This window comes from Plasticicumulans sp. (genome assembly GCF_035331805.1).
Classification (GTDB): Bacteria; Pseudomonadota; Gammaproteobacteria; order Competibacterales; family Competibacteraceae; genus Plasticicumulans.
In genome coordinates this window covers 22,307-30,327 of record NZ_DAOLKE010000007.1, presented here as the reverse complement: position 1 = coordinate 30,327, position 8,021 = coordinate 22,307, and the positions used below count along the sequence as shown (strand labels likewise).

Sequence of the window (8,021 nt, the reverse complement as noted above, 5' to 3'; positions counted from 1 at the left end):
GTCGCGCGCGCGCTCGCGGCCAACCTCGCGCTGCTCGGTGCCGGCGACACCGCGGCCCTCGCGACGCGCGACGCGCTGGCCTGGCTCGACGGACCGGCGCAGCCCTTCGACGTGGTGTTCCTCGATCCGCCGTTTCACCACGGCCTGCTGCCGGCGGTCTGCGAGCGGCTCGCCGCCGGCTGGCTGGCGCCGCAGGCGCGGGTCTATCTCGAAAGCGAAAGCGAAAGCGGGAGCGGGCAGGGCGGCGCCGATGCGCTGCCCCCGGGCTGGACGCTGCTGCGCGAGCGCACGGCCGGGCAGGTCCGCTATCGGCTCGTGACGCCATCTGCTTGACCGGGGTCAGGTTTATGACCTTGTGAGGCCGGGGACGGCAACGCATAATCCGTCGCCCTTTTCCGACCAGTGCCGACAGGTATCCGCATGAGCGTCGTTGCCCTGTACCCGGGTACGTTCGATCCGCTGACCAATGGTCATCAGGATCTCGTCGAGCGCGGCGCCCGCATGTTCGACCGGCTGATCGTCGCGGTGGCGGCCAATCCCGGCAAGGGTCCGCTGTTCACGCTCGAACAGCGCGTCGATCACGCCCGCCAGATTCTCGGTCACCTGCACAACGTCGAGATCTGCGGCTTCGACATCCTGCTGGTCAATTTCGCCAAGCACGTCGGCGCCAACGTCATCCTGCGCGGCCTGCGCGCGGTGTCGGATTTCGAATACGAATTCCAGCTCGCCAGCATGAACCGCCGCCTGCACGCGGCGATCGAGACCGTGTTCCTGACGCCGGCCGAGCAGTACTCGTTCATTTCCTCGACGCTGGTGCGCGAGGTCGCGAAGTTCGGCGGCGACATCTCCGCCTTCGTCAGTCCGGTGGTCGAGCGTGCGCTGGCCGAGAAGTTCGGACTGCCGCCGAAGGCACCGCTGCCCGGTTCCGTGAAGTAACGGCCCGTCCGGGCCGGAGGTCCATGCCATGTCCCTGATGATTACCGACGAATGCATCAACTGCGATGTCTGCGAGCCGGAGTGCCCGAACGGCGCAATCTCGCAGGGTGACGAGATCTACGTCATCGACCCGAACCTGTGTACCGAATGCGTCGGCCATTTCGATACGCCGCAGTGTCGCGGTGTCTGTCCGGTCGACTGCATCCCGAATGACCCGAGCCACGTCGAAACGCCCGAGCAGCTGCAGGAAAAGTATCAGCGCCTGTCCGGCCTGATCGGCTGACGAGCCGCGGCCGGAACCATCGGGCCCCGCTCGCCGGGGCCTTTTTTATTTCCCTGACCGGACACCTGCCAGGCAGGGTCCGGCGCAAGCCCGGGCATCATGATCGAACGCTGCATTGAAACCCTGATCTTCGGCAGCCGCTGGCTGCTCGTTCCGCTGTACCTCGGTCTGGCCGCGGTGCTGGTGCTGTTCTCGGCCCGGGCCGTGATCGAGATCGTGCATGTCTTCCAGGCATTTCCCGACATCGGCGAGATCGACCTGCTGCTCGGCGTGCTCGGACTGATCGACTTCGTGCTGGTCGCCAACCTGCTGGTCATGGTGATCCTGTCGAGCTACGAGGCCTTCGTCTCGCGCCTCGATGTCGCCGACGCTCAGGAGCGTCCGGGCTGGCTCGGCAAGGTCGATGCCGGCACCGTCAAGATCAAGCTCGCGGCCGCGATCGTCGCGGTGTCGTCGATCCACCTGCTGAAGGTGTTCATGAAGATCGACCGCTACGACGACCGCCAGCTCTGGTGGCTGTGCGGCATCCACCTGGTGTTCGTGGTCTCGGCGCTGCTGATGGCCGTGGTCGACAAGCTGGCCTTCGCCGCGCACCGCGAGCACTGATCCGGCTTCATTCGGGCACGCCGGTTCAAGGCCGCCGGCGGGCAGCCGACAGTATTGCTTCGGACCCGGGCACCATGGCTCGTGGCATGCGCAATACTCGTCGGTGATCCAGAGATTGCCGAAGAGCCGGAGGCCAGGTGATGACCATCGATTCAGCAGCGGGAAGCCCGGTGCCGCCCTGCGTACTGGTGCTGGGGCGCGATCTCGCCGCCGCCCGCGCCTACGCCGCGCGGCTGGTGCATGCCGGTTACCGGGCCGTCGCCGGGGTGCCGGCGCTCGATTCGGCGCCGGTCGCGGCGCTGCTGCTCGGCGGCGAAGGCGAAAGCGAAGGCACGGCCTGGGCCGAAGCGGTGGCGCCGCTGCTCGGTGACCTGCCGAGCCGCATCGAGACCGGTCCGCTGCCCGAGGATTTCGCCGGCCTCGCGCACTGGCTCGACGGGCTCGGCGCGCCGGTGCAGGAACGCCGGGTGGTGAGCACGGGGCTGGTGCTCAGCGAGGTCGCCGACGGCGAGGCCGCGGCCGGCGGCCTGCTGGCGGCCGCCGACTTCGAGCGGCGCCTCGGCGTCGAACTGGCGCGCTGCCAGCGCTACGGGCGGGTGCTGAGCTTCGGGCTGCTCGATCCGGACGGCCTGTCGGCGCTGCGCAGCCGCAGCCCCGCCGCCGCCGACCGCGTCCTGCGCCAGCTTGCGCGCTTCACGGTCGCGCACCTGCGCCGCACCGATGTCAGCGGCCGCTGCGGCGCCGGCGGCATCGGCGTGCTGCTGACCGAAACCACGGCTGCGCGCGGCCTCGGCGTGTTCGAACGGCTGCGCGTCGGTTTCGTGCAGGGGCAGCTGCGCGTGCAGCCGCGCGTGCCGGCCGTGAGCCTCAGCATCGGCGTCGTCGAATGCCGCGGTGAGCGCGATGCCGCCGGCGTGCTGGCGGTCGCGCAGACGGCGGTCGAGGCCGCGCGGGCCGCCGGCGAGGACTGCGTGCGCCTGGCCCCGGCGGCCTGAGGCGGCGCGGCCTCAGCGCGCGGCCTTCAGCTTCGACCAGTACTGCTCGTACAGCGGCAGCGCGTCGCCGACATCGGTCTGGAACTCGCCGCGTTCGAGATCGGCATCGGACGGATAGGCCGTGCGGCTGTCGCGGACCTTCTTCGCGAGCAGCGCGCGCGCGGCGAGGTTCGGCGTCGTGTAGCCGACCTCCTCGGCGATCTGCTTCGCGATCTCGGGGCGCAGCACGAAGTCGATGAAGGCGTGGGCTTCCTCGACGTGGCGCGCGCTCTTCGGGATCACGAGGTTGTCGACCCACAGCAGCGGGCCTTCCTTCGGGATCACGAAGCGGATCTTCGGATTGGCCTGCTCGGCCATCCAGGCCTCGCCGTTGTAGATCTGGCCGATGCGCACCTCGCCGGACAGCAGCACCGACTTCGGCGACTCGGCGTTGAACACCTTCACGTTCGGGCGCAGTTCGAGCAGCTTTTCGTAGGCAGCGCGGATTTCGTCGGGATCGCGGCTGTTGATCGAACGGCCGTCGAGCTTCAGCGCGATGCCGAACACCTCGCGCAGGTCATCGAGCAGCATCAGCCGGCCGCGGTACTCGGGTTTCCACAGATCGGCCCAGCTCGTGACCGTCGCCGGGTCGATGCGCGCGCTGTCGACGGCGATGCCGCTCGCGCCCCACAGATACGGGACGCTGTAGGCGTTGCCGGGGTCGTAGGGCTTGTCGAGCAGGCGCGGGTCGAGGTTCTTCAGGTTCGGCAGCCGGTCCTTGTCGAGCGGCCGCAGCATGCCGGCGGCGCGCATGCGCGTGACGTAATAGCTCGACGGCACGACCAGGTCGTAGCCGCCGGAGGCCTCGACGGCCTTGAGCTTCGCGAACATCGCCTCGTTGTTGTCGTAGGTCGAATATCTGACCTTGATGCCGGTTTCCTTCGTGAACTGCTTCAGCACCGGGCGCGGCATGTACTCGGCCCAGTTGTACAGCACCAGCGTGCGCTCGTCGGCGGCGCGGGCCGGGGCGCAGGCGAGACTCGACAGCAGGGCGAGCAGCAGCGCCCCGAGGCGCGCTAGGGTCGGCAGACGGTTCATCGGCGGGCCTCTTGGGCAGCAGGGGGACACGCATGCGCCGGTCGCGGGCGGGAGCCGCAACCTTGGGCACTGCCGGCGAGGCCCGCAGACCCGAAAGCCGCACGGGCCGCAGAGGCGTGACCGCAGGCGCACGCGCCGTCAGTGTTGCCGCTGCCGGCGGGCTTGCAAGAAAAAACCCCGCCGGTGCGGCGGGGGTTTGCGGGCGCCTCGGAAGCGGACGGCTCAGCCGCCCTTGACCTTCTTGCCGACCTTCAGCTCCGACCAGTACTTCTCGTACAGGCCCTGCGTCTCGGTCGGGATGTCTTCGAGCAGCTCGGAGTTCTTCAGGTCTTCGTCGGTCGGGTAGACGATGCGGTTCGAGGCGAGCTTCTTCGGCAGCAGCTTCACGGCCTCGGCGTTGAGCGTCGCATAGCCGAGCGTTTCGGAAATCTTCGCCGCGATTTCCGGCCGCATGATGAAGTCGAGGAACTTGTGTGCGTTTTCGGGGTGCTTCGCACCCTTCGGAATCGCCATCGTATCCATCGCCAGCACGACGCCTTCCTGCGGATAGACGTAGGTCAGCGACTTCTTTTCCTGCGAGCCCATGAAGGCTTCGCCGTTCCAGGCGATGCCGATCGAAACCTCGCCCTGGATGAAGCTGACCTTCGGCGATTCGCCGTTGAACAGCTTCACGCTCGGCACGAGTTCCTTGAGCTTGTTGAACGCGGCCTCGATGTGCTTCGGATCGGTATCGTTCGCGGAATACCCGAGCGCCTTCTGTACGACCGCGAAGGTTTCGCGGGCCGTATCCATCAGCAGGACCTTGCCCTTGAATTCCGGCTTCCAGAGATCGAGCCAGCTCTTGAGGCTGCTCACATCGACCTTGCCGCCGTCGACGACGATGCCGACGTGCGACATCAGGTAGGGGACGCTGTACTTGTTGCCCGGATCGAAGGGCTTGTCGAGAAACTTCGGATCGACGTTCTTGAGGTTCGGCAGCTTGGCGTGGTCGAGCGGCTCCAGCAGGCCTTCGCGCGCCATGCGCTGCACGAAGTACGTGGACGGCACGACCAGGTCATAGCCGCCGCCGCCGGCCTTGAGCTTCGAATACATCTCCTCGGTCGCGGCGTAATTGGATTCCTTGACCTTGATGCCGGTTTCCTTCGTGAAGGCCTTCAGGACCTCCTTCGGCATGTACTCGGTCCAGTTGTAAAGGTTCAGGACCTTTTCCTCTTCGGCCTGCGCCGCGAGCGGAAGCGCGGCGAGCAGTGCGGTGACCAGCAGCAGCTTTTTCATTTCCTCTCCTTCAAAAGGGACTGGGCGATCAGCACGATCACGAGCGTCAGTGCGAACATCACGGTGGAGAGCGCGTTGATTTCCGGCTTCACCCCGAGGCGCACCATCGAGTACACCTTCAGCGGCAGGACCTCGAAATCCGGTCCGGTCACGAAGAAGCTGATGATCACGTCGTCCATCGACAGCGTGAACGACAGCAGCCAGCCGGCCACGACGGCCGGGATCAGCAGCGGCAGGATCACCTTGCGGAAGGTCTGGAACTCGGTCGCCCCGAGATCCTGCGCCGCCTCGATCAGGAACTTGTCGAAACCGCTCAGGCGGCTCATGACCGTGACCACGACGAAGGGGATCGAGAAGGTCGTGTGCGACAGCAGCACGGTCGTGAAGCCGAGTTCCAGCCCCATGGTCACGAACAGCAGCAGCAGCGAGATGCCCATGACGATCTCCGGCGACATGATCAGCACGAAGATCAGGCCGTTGAGCACATTGCGGCCGCTGAAGCGGTAGCGGTACAGCGCGACGGCACCGAGCGTGCCGATGATGGTCGCGAGCGTGGCCGACAGCAGCGCGACGATCACCGAGTTCAGCGCCACGTCGATCAGGTCGTCGTTCTGGCTCAGGGACTCGTACCAGCCCCAGGTGAAGCCCTGCCACGAGAGCGAGTACCTGGCATCGTTGAACGAGTAGACGATCAGCACCGCGATCGGCAGGTACAGGAAGGCGTAGACGAGCGCGAGATACGCTCCGCGGCCGAGGCCCTTCATGCTCAGACCTCCACCTTCGCGTTCGCGCGCTTCGCGGCGAGCAGATACAGCCCGATCATCAGGCCCATGACGATGGTCAGCGTCACGCTCGCCGCCGAGCCGAACGGCCAGTCGCGCGCCGACAGGAACTGGCGCTGGATCAGGTTGCCGATCAGCGTGGTCTTGGAGCCGCCGAGGAAGTCCGCGACGTAGAACATGCCGAGGCCGGGCAGGAACACCAGCATGCAGCCGGCGACGATGCCGGGCGAGGTCAGCGGGATGATCACCGAGGCGAAGGTCCGGACCTTGCGCGCGCCGAGGTCGCGCGCCGCCTCGACCAGCCGCCAGTCGAGCTTCTCGATCGCCGCATACAGCGGCAGCACCATGAACGGCAGCAGCGTGTAGACGAGGCCGGCGATCACGGCGCCGTCGGTGTACAGCAGTTCGAGCGGCTCATCGATCAGGCCGAGCGACTGCAGCAGCGTGTTCAGCAGGCCGTTGGTGTTCAGGATCACGATCATCGCGTAGGTGCGCACCAGCGAGCTGGTCCAGAACGGGATGATCACGAGCAGCAGCAGGTAGGGGCGTACGGCGGGATTCGCGCGCGCGATCAGGTACGCGAACGGATAGCCGATCACGAGGCAGAGCAGCGTCGTCATCGCCGACAGGTAGAACGAATTCCAGAAGACGTGCAGGTACAGCGGGTCGAGCATGCGCGCGTAGGCGTCGGTGGTCGGCGTCCAGACCAGGAACTCGCTCTCGCCGCGGGTCAGGAAGCTCGCGATGACGACCATCAGGTTCGGTGCGAACGCGAACAGCAGCAGCCAGACCGCGATCGTGCCGATCGCGACACGCTTGAACAGGGCGTGGTCACTCATGGGGGAGGATGACCTCCCAGCCGTGGACCCAGTCGACGTGCACCGGCTCGCCGATGCGGTAGTCGAGGAGGCTGCCCGAGGCGTCGTCCTCGTTGAAGAACTGCGTCGTCGACAGCAGCTCGCGGGTCTCGGTCAGGCGCACGATGAGATCGACGGTCGTGCCCTTGTAGATGACTTCCTCGACCGTGCCGGGGAAGAGATCGGCGAGATCCTCGACCGTGCCTTCGCCTTCGCGCCAGATGCGCAGGTCCTCGGGCCGGATCAGCACGCTGACCTCGGCGCCGACCGCGAAGCTGCGCCGCGCGCGCAGGTCGATGACGTGGCCGAACAGGTCGATGTCGTAGCTGCCGTCGCCGTGCACGGCGCAGACCGTGCCGGTCAGCGTGTTGATCTCGCCGACGAACTTGGCGACGAACAGGTTCTCGGGCTGTTCGTAGACCTCGCGCGGCGTGCCGATCTGCTGGATGTTGCCGGCGTTCATGACCACGACGCGGTCGGACATCGACAGCGCCTCTTCCTGGTCATGGGTCACGAACACGAAGGTGATGCCGAGCTGGCGCTGCAGCTGCTTCAGCTCGATCTGCATGGCCTTGCGCAGCTTGTAGTCGAGCGCCGACAGCGATTCATCGAGCAGCAGCACCAGCGGCCGGTTGACCAGCGCGCGGGCGATGGCGACGCGCTGCTGCTGGCCGCCGGAGAGCTGCGCGGGCTTGCGCTGCGCGAAGCCGTCGAGCTTGACGGTCTTCAGCGCCTCCATGACGCGGGTGTCGAGTTCGCTGCCGCCGACGCCCTTGATGCGCGGACCGAAGGCGACGTTGTCGTACACCGTCATGTGCGGGAACAGCGCGTAGCTCTGGAACACCGTGTTGACGCCGCGATCCTCGGGCGGCAGCGCGGTCACGTCCTGGCCGTCGAGCAGCACGGTGCCGGTGGTCGGGGATTCGAAGCCGGCGAGCAGGCGCAGGATGGTGGTCTTGCCGCAGCCGGAAGGGCCGAGCAGGGTCAGGAACTCGCCGCGGCGGACCTTCAGGTCGACGCCGTGCAGGACCGTCTGCTTCCCGTAAGCCTTGGTGGCACTGCGCAATTCGATGACGTGTTCGCTCATGGTCCGGACGGCGAAGGCGGGAGGGAATCAGGGGTGAAACAGCCGGGCAGGGCGACCGGAAGCGCGGCTAAACATACACGAATTCCCGAAGCCGCCGACGGCGTTTTTTGCAGGTGCAGCGCA

At 66.8% G+C, this 8,021-nt stretch carries 10 protein-coding genes; 5 read left to right on the top strand and 5 right to left on the bottom strand.

Annotated features, from left to right (window positions below; all coding sequences use genetic code 11):
• From PKE44_RS01595 to PKE44_RS01575, 5 genes are all read left to right on the top strand, one after another.
• Window positions 1-333, top strand: a 333-nt coding sequence (locus tag PKE44_RS01595; RefSeq protein WP_324547905.1) for an RsmD family RNA methyltransferase, incomplete at its 5' end; no start/stop codon positions are given.
• A gap of 87 nt (window positions 334-420) precedes the next feature.
• Window positions 421-936 carry a pantetheine-phosphate adenylyltransferase gene (coaD, locus tag PKE44_RS01590; protein WP_324547904.1) on the top strand — a complete coding sequence of 172 codons (516 nt, stop codon included), beginning with the start codon at window positions 421-423 and terminating at the stop codon, window positions 934-936.
• Between the two features lie 28 nt (window positions 937-964).
• Complete coding sequence (locus tag PKE44_RS01585; RefSeq protein ID WP_324547903.1) at window positions 965-1,219, top strand: YfhL family 4Fe-4S dicluster ferredoxin; 255 nt, start codon at window positions 965-967, stop codon at window positions 1,217-1,219.
• A gap of 99 nt (window positions 1,220-1,318) precedes the next feature.
• Complete coding sequence (locus PKE44_RS01580) at window positions 1,319-1,825, top strand: TIGR00645 family protein (protein ID WP_324547902.1); 507 nt, start codon at window positions 1,319-1,321, stop codon at window positions 1,823-1,825.
• A 140-nt stretch (window positions 1,826-1,965) separates the two neighbouring features.
• Window positions 1,966-2,820 carry a diguanylate cyclase gene (locus PKE44_RS01575; protein WP_324547901.1) on the top strand — a complete coding sequence of 285 codons (855 nt, stop codon included), beginning with the start codon at window positions 1,966-1,968 and terminating at the stop codon, window positions 2,818-2,820.
• A 12-nt stretch (window positions 2,821-2,832) separates the two neighbouring features.
• Here the strand turns inward: PKE44_RS01575 and PKE44_RS01570 are convergent, their stop codons facing one another.
• The 5 genes from PKE44_RS01570 to potA form a co-directional block, all read right to left on the bottom strand.
• Complete coding sequence (locus tag PKE44_RS01570; RefSeq protein WP_324547900.1) at window positions 2,833-3,897, bottom strand: extracellular solute-binding protein; 1,065 nt, start codon at window positions 3,895-3,897, stop codon at window positions 2,833-2,835.
• Between the two features lie 222 nt (window positions 3,898-4,119).
• Entirely contained in the window at window positions 4,120-5,172 is a 1,053-nt protein-coding gene (locus PKE44_RS01565) for a spermidine/putrescine ABC transporter substrate-binding protein (RefSeq protein WP_324547899.1), read from the bottom strand.
• Window positions 5,169-5,936: a spermidine/putrescine ABC transporter permease PotC gene (gene potC, locus PKE44_RS01560; RefSeq protein ID WP_324547898.1), complete on the bottom strand. Its 768-nt coding sequence runs from the start codon at window positions 5,934-5,936 to the stop codon at window positions 5,169-5,171. The genes PKE44_RS01565 and potC overlap by 4 nt, the downstream gene beginning before the upstream one ends.
• A 2-nt stretch (window positions 5,937-5,938) precedes the next feature.
• A complete protein-coding gene (potB, locus tag PKE44_RS01555) occupies window positions 5,939-6,793 on the bottom strand; it encodes a spermidine/putrescine ABC transporter permease PotB (protein WP_324547897.1) in 855 nt (284 codons plus the stop codon).
• The gene (gene potA / locus PKE44_RS01550) at window positions 6,786-7,898 is read right to left on the bottom strand and encodes a spermidine/putrescine ABC transporter ATP-binding protein PotA (protein ID WP_324547896.1); all 1,113 of its coding nucleotides are present in this window, start codon (window positions 7,896-7,898) and stop codon (window positions 6,786-6,788) included. The genes potB and potA overlap by 8 nt, the downstream gene beginning before the upstream one ends.
• Window positions 7,899-8,021: the final 123 nt, after the last annotated feature.

Excerpts from the sequence above, each read along its gene's own strand:
- coaD (WP_324547904.1), top strand. The coding sequence starts at position 421 with ATGAGCGTCGTTGCCCTGTACCCGGGTACGTTCGATCCGCTGACCAAT.
- PKE44_RS01585 (WP_324547903.1), top strand. The coding sequence starts at position 965 with ATGTCCCTGATGATTACCGACGAATGCATCAACTGCGATGTCTGCGAG.
- PKE44_RS01580 (WP_324547902.1), top strand. The coding sequence starts at position 1,319 with ATGATCGAACGCTGCATTGAAACCCTGATCTTCGGCAGCCGCTGGCTG.
- PKE44_RS01575 (WP_324547901.1), top strand. The coding sequence starts at position 1,966 with ATGACCATCGATTCAGCAGCGGGAAGCCCGGTGCCGCCCTGCGTACTG.
- PKE44_RS01570 (WP_324547900.1), bottom strand. The coding sequence starts at position 3,897 with ATGAACCGTCTGCCGACCCTAGCGCGCCTCGGGGCGCTGCTGCTCGCC.
- PKE44_RS01565 (WP_324547899.1), bottom strand. The coding sequence starts at position 5,172 with ATGAAAAAGCTGCTGCTGGTCACCGCACTGCTCGCCGCGCTTCCGCTC.
- potC (WP_324547898.1), bottom strand. The coding sequence starts at position 5,936 with ATGAAGGGCCTCGGCCGCGGAGCGTATCTCGCGCTCGTCTACGCCTTC.
- potB (WP_324547897.1), bottom strand. The coding sequence starts at position 6,793 with ATGAGTGACCACGCCCTGTTCAAGCGTGTCGCGATCGGCACGATCGCG.
- potA (WP_324547896.1), bottom strand. The coding sequence starts at position 7,898 with ATGAGCGAACACGTCATCGAATTGCGCAGTGCCACCAAGGCTTACGGG.